We start from the raw sequence: 17,972 nt of genomic DNA on the forward strand, positions 1-17,972 counted from the left end.
GCCTGAAATCGATAGGGTTCGCCATGGCGATTTCATCGCTAACTCTATGATTATAGATATTTAATGGAGAGAATTTCAGGCTGAAATCGCCCGGCTATTGTCCTGGATTTCTATGCACTCATCAGATTATCGTGAATTTAGCCAGACGATATTCAGGATGTTATCCACAGAAAACGTGGATAACTTTAAATGCGGGGTTCACGCCATCAGCGCCAGCTGCGCAGTAGATTGCCACACCGCATCGCGCACGCGCACGGGCTTATTAATCAACCCCAGCGCATAAAAGCGGTCAGCGATGGCCTGCTGTTCTTTAATGACATGAAACGCCATCGCCCGTGTCTGATGGCTGCGGCGGGACAGCGCGCGTGCCACCGCAGCGTATTCCAGTCCCAGTTCCTGAGCCAGCAACGCGGCGGCTTCATGACGATGGGTATCGATAAAGGTGCCAGTTTGCTGCAGGCAAACCACCAACTGCTGCACAATATCATCATGCTGCTGTGCGTAATCGTGGCGTGCCAGATAAAACTGATGATTACGCACCCGGCCTTCGCCCTTCTCTAATACACGCAAATCAGGGTGACTTTCTGCGGCGCTGAGTAAGGGATCCCACATCATCCACGCATCGACGGCGAGATAATCACTGGCGGTCAGGGGATATTTCGGCGGCGCATAGACCACTTTGATTTCGTCCAGACCAATGCCAGCTTCTTCCAGCAGCTGTAACAACAGCCAGTGAACGTTCGACCCCTTGTTGACTGAAATACGCTTACCGCGTAAATCTGCCAGACTGTGAATCGCGCTGTCGTGCGGCACAACCATACCCACACTGCCTGGCGCCGGCGGCTCCCAGGCAATATACCTCACCGCACTCCCGCTGGCCTGAGCGAAAATGGGCGGCACCTCACCGGTGGTGCCAAAATCAATCTCGTTGTTTTGCAGCGCATACAGCAACTGAGGACCAGCCGGAAATTCACTCCATAATACGCTGATGCCCTGCTGTTCGAAGCACTGTTCCAGACTCTGACGTGCTTTCAATACGCCAAGGTTGCCAAACTTCTGATAGCCAATGCGCAACTCCCTTTCCGGGCGGATGTTGTCGTCGCCGTGCGGCAATGATTTGAGGGGAGATTTGCGCCGGCCTTTGATCACACCGCGATGGGCCAGATGGGTGCGCAGCGTGTGACGGCTGATGCCGAGCAGCGCGGCGGCCTGGGTTTGATTATTATCTGCCATCTCCAGGGCATTACCGATCAGGCTATGTATGACGCGATCAAACAGCTGCTGAGGTTCGCTGACGATTTGCTGGCGCAGGAAGCTGTCCAGCGTAGAGTCATCGTCATCACTGAATGCGCGGTCGCTGTAGCCCGCCAGACGCAACTGCGCCGGCGTTAACGTTTCATCGCGACTGAGCAGCACCGCATTGTGCAGCGTATTCTCCAGCTCACGGATATTCCCCGGCCAGCTGTAGTTGCGCAGGGCTTCCAGCGCCTCAGGCGACAGGCGACGCGCCGGACGGCCGAGGCGGCGTGCATACAGCGCGAGGAAGTGCTGCGCCAGCAGTGGGATATCTTCACGGCGCTGGCGCAGCGGTGGCAGGGGAACCACGGCGATATTAAGACGATAAAACAGATCTTCGCGAAAGTGCCGTTCGCGAATCGCCTGCGCGAGGTCGACATGGGTTGCGGCAATCACGCGGACATCAACTTTTATCGCCTTGCGCGAGCCTACGCGGGTGATTTCTCGTTCCTGCAGCACGCGCAGCAGCTTGACCTGTAGCGGCAGGCTCAGTTCGCCGATCTCATCCAGCAACAGCGTGCCGCCCTGCGCCGCTTCAAACCAGCCAGGATGCGCCTGTGTTGCGCCAGTGAACGCCCCTTTTTCATGCCCAAACAGCTCGGCTTCTGCCAGGCTTTCCGTCAGGGCGCCGCAGTTGACCGCGAGAAAAGGGGCATGCCGGCGTGGGCTGTGATGATGCAGATAACGCGCGACCACTTCCTTGCCGGTGCCGGTCTCGCCCACGATCAGCACCGTGGCATCGGTAGGGGCGAATTTATCGAGTAGCGACTGGAAAGCCAGCGATGCCGGGTCGACCAGACGAGGTGATTCGGGTTGATTGTAAGGTGTCAGCATAATGAAGATTCCAGTGAGCATTTCCATCACGCTAAACATCGCAGCCGATAAACAACAGCAGGAAAAATGCATAAGCAGTTGCATATGCAGCAAATGCTGTCGGGACAGCGTCGCGAATGCAACAGCGCTGCGCCCTGCTTCAGAGCTAACTGACTGAAAATTCACACACTGCAGTCACCGGAAAGCTGGCACGCTTTTCGCTAGAGGCTATATAACCAAATGGAAAGTTTAAAATGACCGTTTTCTCATAAAGTTATATAGGAAAAGCATAATGGCTGAATCTGCGCACGAGAGCATCAATGTCTTTTGGTTCCTGCCGACGCACGGCGATGGCCGATACCTTGGCACCACTGAAGGTGGGCGGCCGGTTGATTTAGCCTATTTACAGCAGGTCGCGCTGGCAGCCGATAATCTGGGCTTCTACGGCGTCCTTATTCCAACGGGTAAAAGCTGTGAGGATTCGTGGCTGGTTGCTTCCGCGCTGGCACCCATGACGCGCCGGTTGCGCTATTTGGTCGCCGTGCGTCCGGGCCTGCAGCCACCGACGCTGGCAGCGCGTATGGCCACCACGCTGGATCGCCTGTCCGAAGGTCGTCTGCTGATTAACGTGGTTACCGGCGGCGATCCGGTGGAGAACAAAGGTGACGGCATCTTCCTCAACCACAGTGAACGTTATGAAGTCACGCGCGAGTTCCTGGATGTCTACAGCCGATTGATGCGCGGTGAAAAAGTGGATTACCAGGGCGAGCATATTCAGGTCGAGGGCGCGGAGGTGCTGTTTCCAGCGGTGCAGGAAAACGGTCCACCGCTCTACTTTGGCGGCTCGTCAGAGGCGGCCATCGACGTGGCGGCGCAGCAGATTGATACCTATCTCACCTGGGGAGAACCGCCGGCACAGGTGGCGGAAAAACTGGCGGTCGTGCGCGAGCGCGCTGAGTCACGCGGGCGTAAACTGGAATACGGTATCCGTCTGCATGTGATTGTCCGCGAAACCGAAGAGGAAGCCAGAGCGGCGGCAGACAAACTGATAGCGCATCTGGACGATGAGACCATCGCCCAGGCGCAGAAGATTTTTGCCCGCATGGATTCAGCCGGGCAGGCGCGCATGAGCGCATTGCACAACGGTTCCCGCGATAATCTCTATATTGCGCCCAATCTGTGGGCGGGCGTCGGGCTGGTGCGCGGCGGTGCGGGCACCGCGCTGGTGGGCAGTCCGCAACAGGTTGCTGAGCGCATCCGTGAATATCAGGCATTGGGTGTGACCAACTTCATCCTGTCGGGCTATCCCCATCTGGAAGAGGCGCACCGGGTGGCGGAATTGCTGCTACCGTTATTACCACTGGCACACGGTCATCAGCAGCGCGCCCGCGCTATCAATACCGGTCCATTTGGTGAAACCATCGGCAGTGATAAGCGCCCGGTGGCGAAACAGGCGAGCGCCAGCTGATGCAGGAGAGGGCGATGGCAACAGCACGCATCATTATTGTTGGTGGCGGTTTCAGCGGTACGGCGCTGGCGATTCATCTTGCCCGCACGTCACGCGCACCGCTACTGATTACAGTGGTCGAACCGCGTGCCAGTCTCGGCGCCGGCGTTGCCTATTCAACATCGGAACCGGCGCACCGTATCAACGTGCCGGCCGCGCGTATGCAGCTCAGCGGAGAAGAGCAGGGCGCGTTTGATCGCTGGTACCGTCAGCAGCCGGAATGTTCACTGGATTCAGCAGCGCACTGTGCAGATGGCGCGGTGTATCCGCAGCGTGCGCTGTTTGGCCGCTATCTGGCTAAGCAGTTTGCCGCCGCTGCTGAGGCACATCCGCATGTTAGCCTGCGCCACGTTCAGGCGCGTGCGCTGTCATGGTCAGGCCAGCAGCTGTTACTGAGCAACGGAGAAACGCTGACTGGCGATGTGCTGGCGCTGGCCATCAGCCATCCGCCGCCGTCGCTGCCGCGCCGCTTACAGCCGCTGGCTAACCATCCGGCGCTGATTGCCAACCCGTGGCAGCCAGGCGTGCTGGATAACGTTGAGCCTGACGCATCGGTAGCGATTGTCGGCACCGGCCTGAGCATGGCTGACGTGGTCGCTTCGCTGGCGACGCGTCAGCATCGCGGTCCGCTGCTGGCGTTCTCACGGCGCGGACAGCTATCACGCCCCAATCTCAGCGGCGAATGGCCGGAATGGTCACTGGCCGCGCAACCTCAGCCCAGCGCGCGCCGCTGGCTGCATCATATCCGTGGTGAAGTCGCTCGCGCCGCCGCGCAGCAGCTGCCGTGGCAGCGTGTGCTTGATGAGGTGCGTGTGCAGGGACAAGCCATCTGGCAGTCACTTCCGCTGCGTGAACAGCAGCGCTTTGCGCGTCATCTGCGTTCATGGTGGGATGTGCACCGTTATCGCATTGCCCCGCAGGTCGCCGCCGTCATCGCGCAGCGACAGCAGCAGGGCACACTGCAGGTGCTGGCCGCCCGGCTGGAAACGATACGCAGCCACGCGCAGCAACTGGAAATCACCCTGCGCCAGCGCGACGGCACAACGCACACCCGGCTGCTGGATAAACTGATTGTCACGACCGGACCGGGACACGCAGCGCTGACGACCAGCCAGCCGCTGCTGCAATCGCTCAGTGAGCAGGGCCTGATCCGCGCCGATGCGCTCGGCTTCGGTATTGATGTCGATAGCCACTCGCGCACTCTTAATGCTCAGGGGCAGGCCAGTACACGTCTGTTTGTCGTCGGCCCGGCGGCGCGCGCCCGCTTTGGCGAGCTGATGGGCTTGCCGCAGGTGGCCGATCACGCTGCTGCCGTGGCGCATGAAATCCTTTCTGCATTGCAAATCGCTCATGCTGAGCGATGTCCCCGCTCCGCATCCTGAACGCTCAACATCCTGAAAATTAACTGACGAACGCCGGGTCGCTGCACGATCACGGCCTCGCTATGGAGATTGCTATGCCATCGCAACGCGAAATACGCCTCAATGCCTTTGATATGAACTGTGTCGGTCACCAGTCGCCCGGACTCTGGGCGCATCCCCGCGATCGCTCCTGGCAGTATAAAGATCTCGAATACTGGGTCGATTTGGCGCGTCTGTTAGAACGCGGCAAGTTTGATGGCCTGTTCATCGCCGACGTGCTCGGCATTTACGATGTGCTGAACGGCAACGGTGACGCGGCGATCCGCCAGGCCACGCAGGTGCCGGTGAACGATCCGCTGGCACTCATCACGCCGATGGCGCTGGTCACTGAGCACCTCGGTTTCGGCTTAACCGCCTCGCTGTCATTTGAGCATCCTTATCCGTTCGCGCGCCGTTTGTCGACGCTCGATCATCTGACCAAAGGCCGCATAGGCTGGAACATTGTTACCTCCTATCTGGAGAGCGGCGCGCGCAACATTGGCCACCAGGCGCAGACGGATCACGACAGCCGCTATGACTATGCCGATGAGTATCTGCAGGTGGTGTACAAACTGCTGGAAGGCAGCTGGGAGCAGGATGCGGTGCTGCGCGATCGTCAGCGTCGTATTTTCAGCGATCCCGGCAAAATCCATCCAATCAACCATCAGGGTACCTTCTTTAACGTGCCGGGGATTCATCTGTGCGAGCCTTCGCCGCAGCGTACGCCGGTGCTGTATCAGGCCGGGGCATCCAGCCGTGGCAAACAGTTTGCGGCTGAGCATGCTGAATGTGTGTTTGTCGCCGCGCCGTCCAAAGTGCTGTTGAAGAAAACCGTGGCCGATATCCGTCGTCGCGCGGCCGAAGCCGGTCGCGATCCGCGCAGTATTTTGATCTTCAACCTGCAGACGGTGATTGTCGGTGAAACCGATCGGGCGGCGCAGGCGAAGTGGCAGGAATATAAAAGCTGGGTCAGCTACGAAGGCGCGCTGGCGCTGGTCTCCGGCTGGACCGGCATCGACTTTGGACAATATCAGCCGGACCAGGTGCTGAAATACCTGCACACCAACGCCATTCAGTCAGCGGTTGAAACCTTCTCCACCGCCGATCCCGACCGTCAGTGGACGGTGAAAGCGCTGGCGGATTGGGTCGGCATCGGCGGTTTTGGTCCGTTGCTGGTGGGCAGTGCCGCAACGGTGGCGGATGAGCTGCAGAGCTGGGTAGAGGAGACCGACGTGGATGGTTTTAACCTCGCTTACGCGCTGACCCATGAAACCTTTGAGGATGTGGTTGAGCTGCTGATTCCGGAGCTGCAAAAGCGCGGCGTTTACAAGCAGGATTACGCGGCGGGCACGCTACGCGAAAAGCTGTTTGCCGCCGGGCCGCAGCTCAGCGCGCCTCATCCGGGTGCCGGCTATCGTGTACGCAGCGCACAGCAGCAGGAGGTCATATGATCGAAATCGAACGGCTGAGTAAGCACTACCGTGCGCCGGACGGTCGCGTCACCGACGTGCTGAAAAACATCACGCTGCAGGTGCCGGAAGCCAGCATCACCGCGGTGGTCGGACCGAGCGGTGCCGGAAAATCTACGCTGGCCAAATGCATCAGCCTGCTGGAGCAGCCCAGTGGCGGCAGCATTAGCGTCAACGGCAGCGATTTATCCCGGCTGGATGGCGAAGCACTGCGTCGTGCGCGTCGCGCAATCGGTACGGTGTTTCAGTCTTCGGCACTGCTGCAGCGTAAAACGGCCTGGGAAAATATCGCGTTGCCGCTGCGCTATCTGGGGGTGGTCGAGCGCGATATCCACGCCCGCGTCGGCGAGCTGCTGGAGAGCGTTGGGCTGAGCCACAAAGCCAGCGCCTTGCCCGCACAGCTCTCCGGTGGGCAGCGGCAGCGCATCGGTATTGCTCGCGCGCTGGCGCTGCGTCCGACGGTGCTGCTGGCCGACGAAGCCACCTCTGGCCTCGATCCGGAAGCGACGGTCACCATCCTCGAACTGCTGAAAAAGCTGCGCGACGACTACCGGCTGGCGATTGTACTGATCACCCATGAGATGGATGCGGTACGTCAGGCGGCGGATGCGGTTGCCGAGATTCGCGATGGTGAGATTGTGCAGTATGGCGCGGTCAGGGCGCTGCTGGCACAGCCGGATAGCGCGCTGGGCCAGCGACTGCTGCCACTAACAGCCTCAGCCAGTGATGCCGGGCTGGTGCTGCAGCTGAGCTATCGCACCGATATCACGGTGACCAGCGACTGGATTTCGCGCCTCAGCCAGCAGTTTGCTGTACGCGTGGACCTGCTGGGCGCACACGTTGAGCGGGTCAATGGCGTGCAGGCCGGACGACTGCAGGTAGGAATTCATTTTCAGCAGGAGCAGGTGCCGCTGGCACGGCTGCTGACGCAGCTGGAGCAGTATGGCCTGGCGGCCAGCGTGTCTGCCAACGTGCAGCCGTTTCGGGAGGCGGTATGAGCGTATCGGTAATAAGCCAGGATACGCCCTGGCCGGAGATTCCTGGACTGATGCTGCCGGCACTGGGCGAAACCGCACTGATGGTCGGTATCGTGATGCTGTTTGTAGTGAGCCTTGGTGGCGTGGTCGGCGTGGTGCTGTTTAACACCTCGCCGCGTGGTCTGTTTCCGCAGCCCGGCGTACAGCGCGTGCTGAGCTGGATTGTCAATATGGGGCGCTCGCTACCGTTCCTAGTGCTAATGGCGGCCATCATCCCGTTTACCTTCTGGCTGACCGGCACCACCATCGGCATTCCGGCGGCGGTAGTACCGATGATCGCCGCTGGCATTCCGTTCTTTGGCCTCCTGGTCGATAACGCGCTACGTGAGTTGCCCGCTGAGGTCACCGCGGTGGGGCTGGTATGCGGCGGTTCGCGCTGGCAGATCATCCGCTCCGCCCAACTGAGTGAAGCGCTGCCGGCGATCGTCGCAGCCATCACGCTTAACCTGATCTCCATGATTGAGTACTCGGCGATTGCCGGCACCATTGGCGCCGGCGGCATTGGCTATCTGGCGGTGGTGTACGGCTATCAGCGCTTTGATAACCACATCATGATCGCCACCATCGTAGTGCTGATTGCACTGATTCAGACCATTCAATTTTTCGGCGACCGGCTGGTTGCGGCCTTGCGCCATCCTCAGGGGACATCATTATGACAACACAAGAATTTGAGTTACGTAAAACACGCCGCTGGCCGTGGCTGCTGCTGATTATAGTGGTCATTTTGCTGGCCGCCGCAGGCTGGTTGTGGCGCAGCCAGCAGCCGCAGGCGGTGGTGTTTGGTACCACGCTGAAAGTGCATTATGAGCCGGCAATGGCTGGCGAACAGAAGCTGATTGACTATGTGGGTGAGCATATCGCGCCGGATTACGGCCTGAAGCTGGAGGCGGTCGGTGTGCAGGACCCGGTGCAGGCGGACCGTGCGGTAGCAGAAGGGCAGTACGCTGCGACGGTCTATCAGCATCAGTGGTGGCTGAAGCAGGTGGTCGATGCTAACGGCTTCCAGCTCACTTCCAGCCTGCCGCTGTTCCAGTGGGCGTTTGGTATCTACTCCAATCGCTACCGCTCAGTCGCGGATTTACCGCAGGGCGCAACCATTGTGGTGCCTGACGATGGGGCGAATCAGGGCCAGGCGCTCTGGCTGCTGGCGCGACAGGGGCTGATCACCCTCGATCCGACGGTAGAACCGCGCACCGCCAAACTGAAAAACATTGTCGGCAATCCGCACGATTTCGTGTTTAAAGAGCTGGATCTACTGACCATGCCACGGGCGCTCAATTCGGTGGATGCGGCAATTGGTTATGTGTCGCAATTTGACGCCGGTAAAGTCCCGCGTGACAAAGGTATTCTGTTCCCGCCCGCGCCGCGCACCTTTGCCTCGCAGCTGGTGATCGGTACGCCTTACCTGGAGCAGGAGAACATCGTCAAACTCAGACAGGCATTTGCCGATCCGCGCGTGCAGCAGTGGCTAAAAACCACCGATGACCCGCTGGTCAAAGGCGTGCTGGTGCCGGTTTCTGCTGAATAACTTTACCGCGTAATCCTTTACCCGGACCCGCATGGCGCGTCCGGGTTTGAGTGTTGGTGTCTTTATTATCTTATTGATTATATTGTAATTAATAGCAAATATTGTTGCTTTGGTTGCCTGCATAAAGCGCTTATAACCACCTCACCTGCACAACAAAAACAGACGTGAGGCGTTATGAGTACACTTCCTTTAGAAAACACCTTGCCGGCTTCGCAACCGGTACGTTCGGTCAGTGATGTGGCAAGGCTGATCAACACCCGCAGTAGCAAAAACAACTATGCGCGCATGATTGTGTTTCTCGCGTTGGGTGGCGTGTTCCTGGACGCCTACGACCTGACTACGCTGTCGTACGGCATCGATGACGTGGTGCGCGAGTTCCAGCTGTCGCCGTTTACCACCGGGCTGGTCACCTCATCCATCATGGTCGGCACCATCGTTGGTAACCTGATTGGTGGCTGGCTAACGGATAAATACGGCCGCTATTCGGTATTCATGGCCGACATGCTGTTTTTTGTCGTATCGGCAATTGCGGCCGGCTTAGCGCCCAATGTCTGGGTGCTGATTGGCGCGCGCTTCCTGATGGGCATTGGCGTGGGCATCGATCTGCCTGTGGCGATGTCTTATCTGGCGGAGTTTTCCAAATTCGCCGGCAAAGGCAACAAAGCCGCACGGCTCGCGGCCTGGTGCCCGATGTGGTATGCGGCTTCCACCGTGTGCTTCCTGCTGATTTTTGGCCTCTATTTTCTGCTGCCTAAAGAGCATCCCGACTGGCTGTGGCGCGCCTCGCTGCTGTTTGGCGCGGTGCCTGCGCTGGTGATCATCGCGGTGCGCAGTAAATTCATGAATGAATCACCGCTATGGGCCGCGAATCAGGGCGACTTGACCTCGGCGGTACGGATCCTGCGTGATTCGTACGGTATTCATGCACACGAAGCAGAACCGGAAACGCCACCCGCGGCGGCGGCACCGAAGGTGAGTTTTCGCGTGCTGTTTCAGAAGCCGTGGCGTGAACGCACCATTGTGGCCGGCGTGATGAACATCTGTATTTCGTTTGAGTACACCGCTATTGCCTTCTTCCTGCCGTCGATACTGGCGCAATTTCTCGGTGCCGGCGTGTTCGAGACCATTTCAGCTTCGCTGGGGCTAAACGCGCTGTTTGCCTTCACCGGCGGGCTGCTGGGGATGCGCCTGGCGTGGAAATATCCGTCACGTCATGTGGCGATCGCCGGCTTTGCGCTGCAGTTTTTTGCGCTGGTGGCGCTGGCGTTGATTGGCCACCCGCAGGCATTACCGGGCATCGTGTTCGCGGTGCTGATGCTCGGGCTGTGGCTGTTCGCCGAAGGCTTCGGGCCGGGCGCGCAGCTGATGGTCTATCCGGCGCTCTCGTATCCCACTTCGATTCGCGCGACCGGCGTCGGCTTTAGCCGTGCGCTGTCAGGCATCGGCAGTGCGCTGGCGCTGTTTATTCTGCCGATTCTGCAGGCGGCGCTCGGCACCAACATGTTCTGGGTGGTATCGCTGGCCGCCATCATTCCGATCTTTTTCCTGCTGGCGGTGCGTCACGAACCGACCCGCCACGACATCGACGACCTTTCCCCTCAGGAGTAAAACATGAGCATTCTTTCTACCGGTACTGACTATGACACGCTGGCGGCGCACTTCCGACCGCTGTTTGCCCGCATTGCGGCGGGCGCGGCGGAACGTGAGCGCACGCGCACTCTGCCTGATGAACCGATACAGTGGCTAAAGGAGGCCGGCTTTGGTACGGTGCGCATTCCGCAGCAAAAGGGCGGCTGGGGCGCTTCGCTGCCGCAGCTGTTCCAGCTATTAATTGAGCTGGCGGAAGCGGATTCCAACCTGCCGCAGGCGCTGCGCGCGCACTTTGCTTTTGTCGAGGACCGGCTCAACCAGCCGGACAATGCGGCGCGCGATGCCTGGTTTCGCCGTTTTATAGATGGCGAGCTGGTGGGCAGCGGCTGGACGGAGATCGGCAACGTCAGGCTGGGCGACGTCATTACCCGCGTTACGCCTGCCGCCAATGGCTGGACGCTGAATGGCGAGAAGTTTTACAGCACCGGTGCGCTGTTCGCCGACTGGATTGATGTTTACGCGCGCCGCGATGACAATCAGGGTGACGTGATCGCGCTGGTCAACACGCATCAGCCGGGCGTCACGCGTGAAGATGACTGGGACGGATTTGGCCAGCGCCTGACCGGCAGCGGCACGACGCGTTTCGAGCACGCGCATGTGGAGACGCAGCACGTGTATGATTTTGCCACGCGCTTCCGTTATCAGACCGCGTATTACCAGCACGTGTTGCTGGCGACGCTGGCAGGCATTGCGCGCGCGGTCGCGCGGGACGGCGCGGCAGCCGTTGCCGCCCGCAACCGCGTTTACAGTCACGGCAACGGAGCTGCCTCGCGGCAGGATGCGCAGGTGCTGCAGGTGGTGGGCGAGATCACCAGTCTGGCATTTGCCGTCGAAGCCACGGTGATTCGCGCTACCCATTCACTGCAATCAGCGTATGAAGCGCATGTCAGTGGCGATGAAGCAGCCATCGCCGCTATCAACAACCTGGCAGAAGCCGAGGCCGGACAAGCGCAGGTGATTGCCAGCGAGCTGGTGCCGCGTGCCGCTACCGAACTGTTCAACGCGCTTGGCGCGTCGGATACGCGCGTCAGCAAAGCGCTCGATCGCCACTGGCGCAATGCGCGCACCGTTTCGTCGCATAATCCGGTGATCTACAAAGCGCGTGATATTGGTGACTGGAAAGTTAACGGCACGCCGCCAACCGGCATCTGGCAAATCGGCAGGGGAGAGGGGTAACCGGCCTTGATGAGCAAACGGCGCCGTTATCGGGCGCCGTTTAATAGCGAAAATCCGGCTGCGTCATGGAATTGGCACCTCATAAGCCGCAACCCGGCGGCTTATGAACGGTATTCAATAATATTGAAACCTTCATCAGCCGCTGGCGCTGAGAAATAACGGCTTATAATTTCAAATTGTTCATCTGAAGCGGCAAAATCGTGGGTGCCTGCTGCGTTACGGGCACGTAATCGGCTCTTACACACCTCATCAGGAACGTTAAGGTAATGCAGGTGGTTAGCAGCACCTGATGCTTTAATGATACTCATCATCCATTCACGACTGGCGGGTGTATTAGCCGGAAAATCCAGTACCACCGACATCCCCGCGTTAAGTAATGACACCAGATGCGGTTTCATGGCATTTCTGAGCTTAGAGGAAAACTGCACGTAATCCGCGACCGACTGCATTTCATTGGCAAAGAGTGCCGCAAGCCAGCGATCCTCACTGATGATGATAGTGCGCGGTGCTGCGCCTAATTTTGCGGATAACGTGGATTTACCCGACGCAATTTTTCCACATAGCAGGTGAAGCGTGGCTTTTTCAGGTGATGCGACATCGTTGGTGTTCATGGCTGACCTCACTGGTTGATTACTGGTAAGGCCCGCCTTACCGGCGGGAAAATGGCAAACGTTATCCCACCTGATCGTGCAAGGTGATAATAATGATTGCGGAAGACAGAGCTGAGCAAGTTTTCATCGTTTTAAACTAACAGGTTAAGTCGCAATAATCACCTGGTGCTTTGCTTTAGCTGTGATGTCAGCGTGTTGTTGATAGCGGAGTGCGCAGGGGTAGGGCCGCTTTGTACCGGGAGCGGACATTGTTCAGGTCTCAGGCAGGTATATCAGAGACAAATTATCCCCGGATGACTGACTTAATACCTGCTAAAGATTTCACACCCACAGGCCGATAAAAACGGGAGCGACAGAAACGTAAGGAGATGCGCATGTATGGAAAACTGGTCATTACAGGAATAATAGTAACGTTGTTAAGTGGTTGTTCGGCTGGGTTCAGGCCTTCTCTGGAAGACTATAAAGGTTCAGATGCAGCCAGGATTCGTGCTGCATCTGAGGGCAATACGGCCCTGCAATTTTACGAAAAACAGCCGAGTGGCTGTTATAAAAAAGTATTAGAGCGCCGGGTTACGGCTGGTCTGGCTATTCTCGGTATTCCTGTGTCAGGAAATAAAAAAATCGGAATGCCAGAATCAAGTAACAATAATGGGGCTTTCATAAATGAATTTACTATCAAGCCGGGGCAACGGATAAGCATAATTCATTACTGGACTCAGGCGGGCTACTACCAAAATACAGAACGATCTACCTCCACCAGATTCATTCCTCAGCCAAATCATGATTACGATATCGTCGTCACTGGCTCAGAATTTGGCGGGGATAGCGTATCGGTGAGGGATCTTGATCCAGGCGCTAAGATAATTGAATGGGAAGGCGATTACTGTCCCTCCGGTTTACTTGATTAATTGCATGACGCTGATCACCGTTTGTACGCCTAAGCCCACCCAAGAGTGGGCTTTTCATGTGGTACTCAAACCAGGCGGACGTTGAGGACAATAGCTTTTACGGGATCCAGCGCAAGGCTAAGCCAGCGTAACGGTGTGGTGTGCAGGGGTCAGGCAGAAGGCGGAGATAAAGGGCGTTTAGCGAAACGGTGCTTACAATTCATAGAGTTACATAATATTAATACCGCCAGGCAACTTCATGTGCTGTTCTACACTTACGCATTCAATCAAGCCTTTTGATTGAAAAAGCAGCATCACTGAGAGGGCGGCGACAGCAAAGCGTCACGCAGCCGCAGCCTTCATAACTGATCATGCACGTGAGGAGAACATCATGAAAGCAGTTGTCTATAACGGACCTTTCGACGTTTCAGTCAAAGAGGTTCCGGATCCCAAAATCGTTCGCCCTACCGATGTGCTTGTCCGTATTACCACCACCAATATCTGCGGTTCAGATCTGCATATGTACGAAGGACGCACCAGCTTCGAACAGGGGCGTATTTTTGGTCATGAAAACCTCGGGCAGGTCATTGAAATCGGCAGCGCGGTTGAGCGGGTTAAAGTCGGCGATTATGTCTGCCTGCCCTTTAATGTCGGCTGCGGATTCTGTGAAAATTGCGAGAAAGGGTTAACCGGCTACTGCCTGACGGCCAATCCGGGTACGGCCGGAGCCGCCTATGGCTTTGCTGAAATGGGCGAGTGGGATGGCGGACAGGCGGAGTTACTGCGCGTGCCCTATGCTGATTTTAACTGTCTGGTGCTGCCGCCGGATGCGGTAGAAAAAGAGGAGGACTACGTTTTACTTTCCGACATCTTCCCCACCGGCTGGCATGCCACTGAACTGGCAGGATTACGCCCCGGAGAAAATGTGGCGATTTATGGTGCAGGCCCGGTCGGCCTGATGGCTGCTCACTCGGCCATGATTAAAGGCGCATCGCAGGTGTTTGTGGTTGATACCCATCCGGACAGACTGGCGCTGGCCGAACAACTGGGCGCAGTGGCGATCAACGGTGTGGGTGATGAGGCAGTAAACAAAATTCTCGAATTAACCGATGGGCGCGGCACGGACTGCGGTTGCGAGTGTGTGGGGTATCAATGCTGCAATAAACATGGCCACGAGGATAACTCTGCCACGCTTAACAGCCTTGTCGCGTCAACTAAAGCCACGGGCGGCATCGGTGCGGTCGGCGTTTTTGTTCCGCAGGATCCCGGTGGCGCGACCGACCTGGCCAAAGAGGGTAAAGTGCCTTTCGATTTTGGGAATTTCTGGTTCAAAGGTCAGTCAATCAAGACCGGCCAGTGTAATGTCAAAGCGTATAACCGCCAGCTCGCAAGGCTTATCCATCAGGGCAGAGCCAATCCGGCGCAGATCATCTCGCATCGACTTGCTCTGGCAGACGCTGCCGAAGGCTATAAGCATTTTGATGATCGTGATAAAGGCTGGACAAAAGTCATTCTGAAACCCTGAAATTCAGGTAACTCAGAAGAGCTAAGACACATTCAGGCGGTGGGAAGAGGGAGAACAAAAACTGCCTGTCTGTGGCTGGCTATATCTGGCATGACCACATTAATGACATATCAGCGTAACTCCGGCAGAAATTTGCCCACTGCTTATCCAGTTTGATGCACATGCGCAGCCTCTGTTCCTCAGGGCACGAAGCCGCACAGTGATTACATGCCGCAACAAAGATAACAAGCTTCGAGGCATTTCTGGTCTTCGTCTGACATCATTCCTCCTCAGCTAAAGTTATTTATCAGGCATGAAAGAGATAACGGATTATTCAACTTTGTAATAACTAATTTTTTAATTATCATTTTTCATGATTTGCTAATGCCCGCGATGAGCGAGAAGGGGACACAACATTAATGTGATAATCGTGCGAGGGAGCTAAACGCCTGGTATTATAGCCATATGAATGATCATGACGGAGAAAAGGCTAATGAAAATTACACTTAAAAAAGAAAATGGAACATCGGAAACACAGGATGTTGCATCTTTGATTATCACATTAAGTAATGGTGAAACCGTTGAAATTAGTGACGAAAGCCAGCAGCGCCCGTCGCATCTTTCGGAAGGAATTACGGTGTGGGGAGGAAGCATGCCGAAAGAAGGTGCCTCCATTGATGACCTCAGGGCTTCAACGCGATTATTAGGTATTTATCCCCTGGCCGCTAATTTGATTCACCTTTTCCCACTCAGTAAATAGCCGCTAAATACAGCACTATGTGAGTTTCGTCTGGGGGCATTTGAGTCGGATAATCGTAAACATCGGCTTTTGCCATAGAACGAATTGACGAACAGACCGATGTCCGCTTTGAGCGAAAAGCGGACATCATCCGTTTGATTTGCAAGCAATTCGGGAAACATGTTGTTTGCGTATACATGACTTTGCCGGCGATCTCTTTTAGCCGGGCTTGCAGTCTGTGGTTAGTTGAACACACCGTTAATCACGGCGGTCACAACTGCTGTGCTCAACGCAATAAGCACTAAATCATCTCCCACCGCGCGCCACTCGTAGCCGGGGTAATGAGGCAGCGCATTGATCATGGATGCTGGCAAATTTTTCTTAGCAATACCCGGTGGCAATGCTTTCCCACGCGCCACTTTCTTGGCGATCCCCGGCGGCAGAGACTGATAGCCGACCAGGCCATAGTTGACGGCGAGCGCACGGGCTTGAGAGAAGCTGATATCTGATTGAACATGATCGGGTTGCCGGGCGTTCTTGCGATGTCCATGTTGGTTTTTCGACGATGTGTAACCCTGCTCTTTATTTCCGTGCGCGCCATTATTACCGTGATTGCCATTGCCATTGCCATTGCCATTGCCATTGCCATTGCCATTGCCATTGCCATTGCCATTGCCAGGGTTTGCATAAGCCGGTGCAACAAAAACGGCGAAACCAATCATCAGAGCAAAGGTTGTTTTAAGCGTGCGTTGCGTGATCATGACAGATGTCCCTAATAGTATGTATTGCCTTATTGAAATATAGAATGAGGCGGCAATCTTAACCATCACCTCGTTTCTGAAATATCAGTAATGTAATAAGCCGGACATGTCAGAAAGTCATTCTGAACGCGGGCATTCCACTGCTCAGCCTCTGAACCCAGGAGTGCATATGCCGGCTTGTGACTATTGAGAGAAATGTCCGCTCGTCGCGCAAAGCGGACATTGACGCTTCGAATTAACTTAGAGACGAATCAGGACAACCGTTAAGTTGCCATGAAAAGGGGACTAAAGCGGTAAAACGGTTTCCACGGTGTGCTGAAAAACGTACGGATCGGAAAGTAACTCAAATTGTTCGTCATCCGGATACGTCACCGCCACGTGATAGTTTTCTCCCGCGAAGGTCTTTACTGACTGCAGATCCTTCCAGTAAGTTGCCAGAAAGAAATGCTCCCAGTCACCCTGTGTTTCTCTGCGCACATAAGCGCCTATATTCCCGGCAATGCTTCGTGAATGTTCCACACCTGTCTTCTCAAGGTGTTTAGCAAAATCTTCAGCGTGTTTGAGCGGAACACAACCGTGCCAGGTCCTTACAATCATTCGCTTTTCCTCTTAATGTGGCAAAGATGTCACCCTATCATCGCAAGCCACTTAGCGGTGTAATTTCTGGAGGACGCGTTGTTTAATGCAAAATAAATTTCAGACGACAGAACCCTAATCGCTCTTACTTTAAGGTTCATTTTTCGCACATAGAGGGCATCGGTTGGTGAGGCAGTCCGCTCGGTGCCGGCCCGTTATTTATGCAGTCTGGCTGCGGCTTTCAACGTCGCCTGCCGCCGTTTTTCAATAAATGGCGCAATTTGCTGCTGAGCTTTTTTCAGCTGTTCTTCAGATGCGGAGCGGGGCGAGCCACAGTCAAAGGGCGGGGCAGGGTTATATTCCATGTGCAGCTGAATGTTTTGCGCGATATCCGGTCCGAACATCTCTGATACGACGCTGAGGGCAAAATCGATACCTGAAGTCACACCGGCGCCCGTTATACGGTTGCGGTCGCGTACAACGCGCTCATTTACCGGCTCTGCGCCCAATAGCGTCAGCTGATCCAGTGAAGCCCAATGCGTCGTCGCTTTATATCCCTGCAGAAGCCCGGCCGCGCCCAGCACAAGCGATCCGGTGCATACCGACGTTACCAGCTTCACCTGTTTACTTTGAACCCGGATAAACGAAAGAACTTCTTCATCCTCCATCAGGTTTATCTGTCCCGGCCCGCCGGGAACACAAATGATATCCAGCGCGGGACACGCGTCGAATGTGGTGGTTGGCTGAATCGCCATCCCCCGGTCTGACACCACAGGGTCCAGATTTTTCCAGATGAGATGCACCTTCGTGTCTGGTGCCCGCGCAAAAACTTCAAACGGACCGGTCAGGTCAAGCTGCGTAAGCGCAGGGAACAGCAGCAGACCGATGGATGTAGATGCAGAATCACGCATAAATAATCCCTTCATCATGTGCCAGCAGCAGACATCGCCGCTTTGAGTTATGAATCACTGCATCAGACGATGCAGAGAAAAAGCCATCAGCAATACTGGCATATTTT

At 56.2% G+C, this 17,972-nt stretch carries 16 protein-coding genes; 11 read left to right on the forward strand and 5 right to left on the reverse strand.

Annotated features, from left to right (window positions below; translation table 11 throughout):
* Positions 1-198: 198 nt before the first annotated feature.
* Positions 199-2,130 (reverse strand): aliphatic sulfonate ABC transporter substrate-binding protein, encoded by a 1,932-nt coding sequence (locus tag MXF20_RS06710; RefSeq protein ID WP_325968354.1) that lies wholly within the window; start codon positions 2,128-2,130, stop codon positions 199-201.
* 271 nt (positions 2,131-2,401) lie between these two features.
* Here MXF20_RS06710 and ssuD point away from each other — a divergent pair, with 271 nt between their 5' ends.
* The 8 genes from ssuD (at position 2,402) to MXF20_RS06750 (ending at position 11,876) form a co-directional block, all read left to right on the forward strand.
* A complete protein-coding gene (gene ssuD, locus MXF20_RS06715; RefSeq protein WP_325968355.1) occupies positions 2,402-3,577 on the forward strand; it encodes an FMNH2-dependent alkanesulfonate monooxygenase in 1,176 nt (391 codons plus the stop codon).
* A 14-nt stretch (positions 3,578-3,591) separates the two neighbouring features.
* Complete coding sequence (locus MXF20_RS06720; protein WP_325968356.1) at positions 3,592-4,998, forward strand: FAD/NAD(P)-binding protein; 1,407 nt, start codon at positions 3,592-3,594, stop codon at positions 4,996-4,998.
* A 74-nt stretch (positions 4,999-5,072) separates the two neighbouring features.
* On the forward strand, positions 5,073-6,467 hold the full coding sequence (locus tag MXF20_RS06725) for an LLM class flavin-dependent oxidoreductase (RefSeq protein WP_325968357.1): 1,395 nt from the start codon (positions 5,073-5,075) through the stop codon (positions 6,465-6,467).
* On the forward strand, positions 6,464-7,483 hold the full coding sequence (locus tag MXF20_RS06730; protein WP_325968358.1) for a methionine ABC transporter ATP-binding protein: 1,020 nt from the start codon (positions 6,464-6,466) through the stop codon (positions 7,481-7,483). Before MXF20_RS06725 ends, MXF20_RS06730 begins: the two co-directional genes overlap by 4 nt.
* On the forward strand, positions 7,480-8,178 hold the full coding sequence (locus MXF20_RS06735; RefSeq protein ID WP_325968359.1) for a methionine ABC transporter permease: 699 nt from the start codon (positions 7,480-7,482) through the stop codon (positions 8,176-8,178). The genes MXF20_RS06730 and MXF20_RS06735 overlap by 4 nt, the downstream gene beginning before the upstream one ends.
* On the forward strand, positions 8,175-9,050 hold the full coding sequence (locus MXF20_RS06740; protein WP_325968361.1) for a MetQ/NlpA family ABC transporter substrate-binding protein: 876 nt from the start codon (positions 8,175-8,177) through the stop codon (positions 9,048-9,050). The genes MXF20_RS06735 and MXF20_RS06740 overlap by 4 nt, the downstream gene beginning before the upstream one ends.
* A 174-nt stretch (positions 9,051-9,224) precedes the next feature.
* Positions 9,225-10,658, forward strand: coding sequence for an MFS transporter (locus MXF20_RS06745; protein WP_325968363.1), 1,434 nt, complete (start codon positions 9,225-9,227; stop codon positions 10,656-10,658).
* A gap of 3 nt (positions 10,659-10,661) precedes the next feature.
* Entirely contained in the window at positions 10,662-11,876 is a 1,215-nt protein-coding gene (locus MXF20_RS06750) for an acyl-CoA dehydrogenase family protein (RefSeq protein WP_325968364.1), read from the forward strand.
* A 101-nt stretch (positions 11,877-11,977) separates the two neighbouring features.
* Here MXF20_RS06750 and MXF20_RS06755 read toward each other — a convergent pair whose 3' ends face one another.
* Positions 11,978-12,487, reverse strand: a complete 510-nt coding sequence (locus tag MXF20_RS06755; RefSeq protein WP_325968365.1) for an ATP-binding protein — start codon at positions 12,485-12,487, stop codon at positions 11,978-11,980.
* Positions 12,488-12,861: 374 nt separating this feature from the next.
* On the opposite strand from MXF20_RS06755, the gene MXF20_RS06760 reads away from it, so the two are divergent.
* The 3 genes from MXF20_RS06760 to MXF20_RS06770 all read left to right on the forward strand — a co-directional run bounded on the left by MXF20_RS06760 (position 12,862) and on the right by MXF20_RS06770 (position 15,638).
* Positions 12,862-13,395: a hypothetical protein gene (locus MXF20_RS06760; RefSeq protein WP_325968367.1), complete on the forward strand. Its 534-nt coding sequence runs from the start codon at positions 12,862-12,864 to the stop codon at positions 13,393-13,395.
* A gap of 370 nt (positions 13,396-13,765) precedes the next feature.
* A complete protein-coding gene (locus MXF20_RS06765; protein ID WP_325968368.1) occupies positions 13,766-14,899 on the forward strand; it encodes a glutathione-independent formaldehyde dehydrogenase in 1,134 nt (377 codons plus the stop codon).
* A gap of 472 nt (positions 14,900-15,371) precedes the next feature.
* Positions 15,372-15,638, forward strand: coding sequence for a hypothetical protein (locus tag MXF20_RS06770; RefSeq protein WP_325968370.1), 267 nt, complete (start codon positions 15,372-15,374; stop codon positions 15,636-15,638).
* A gap of 221 nt (positions 15,639-15,859) precedes the next feature.
* Here MXF20_RS06770 and MXF20_RS06775 read toward each other — a convergent pair whose 3' ends face one another.
* From MXF20_RS06775 to MXF20_RS06785, 3 genes are all read right to left on the reverse strand, one after another.
* Positions 15,860-16,378 carry an anti-virulence regulator CigR family protein gene (locus tag MXF20_RS06775; protein ID WP_325968371.1) on the reverse strand — a complete coding sequence of 173 codons (519 nt, stop codon included), beginning with the start codon at positions 16,376-16,378 and terminating at the stop codon, positions 15,860-15,862.
* A gap of 285 nt (positions 16,379-16,663) precedes the next feature.
* Positions 16,664-16,975, reverse strand: coding sequence for a hypothetical protein (locus MXF20_RS06780; RefSeq protein WP_088517478.1), 312 nt, complete (start codon positions 16,973-16,975; stop codon positions 16,664-16,666).
* Positions 16,976-17,169: 194 nt separating this feature from the next.
* On the reverse strand, positions 17,170-17,865 hold the full coding sequence (locus MXF20_RS06785; RefSeq protein WP_325968372.1) for a DJ-1/PfpI family protein: 696 nt from the start codon (positions 17,863-17,865) through the stop codon (positions 17,170-17,172).
* Positions 17,866-17,972: the final 107 nt, after the last annotated feature.

Source organism: Pantoea dispersa (assembly GCF_035783935.1).
Lineage (GTDB): Bacteria > Pseudomonadota > Gammaproteobacteria > Enterobacterales > Enterobacteriaceae > Pantoea > Pantoea dispersa_C.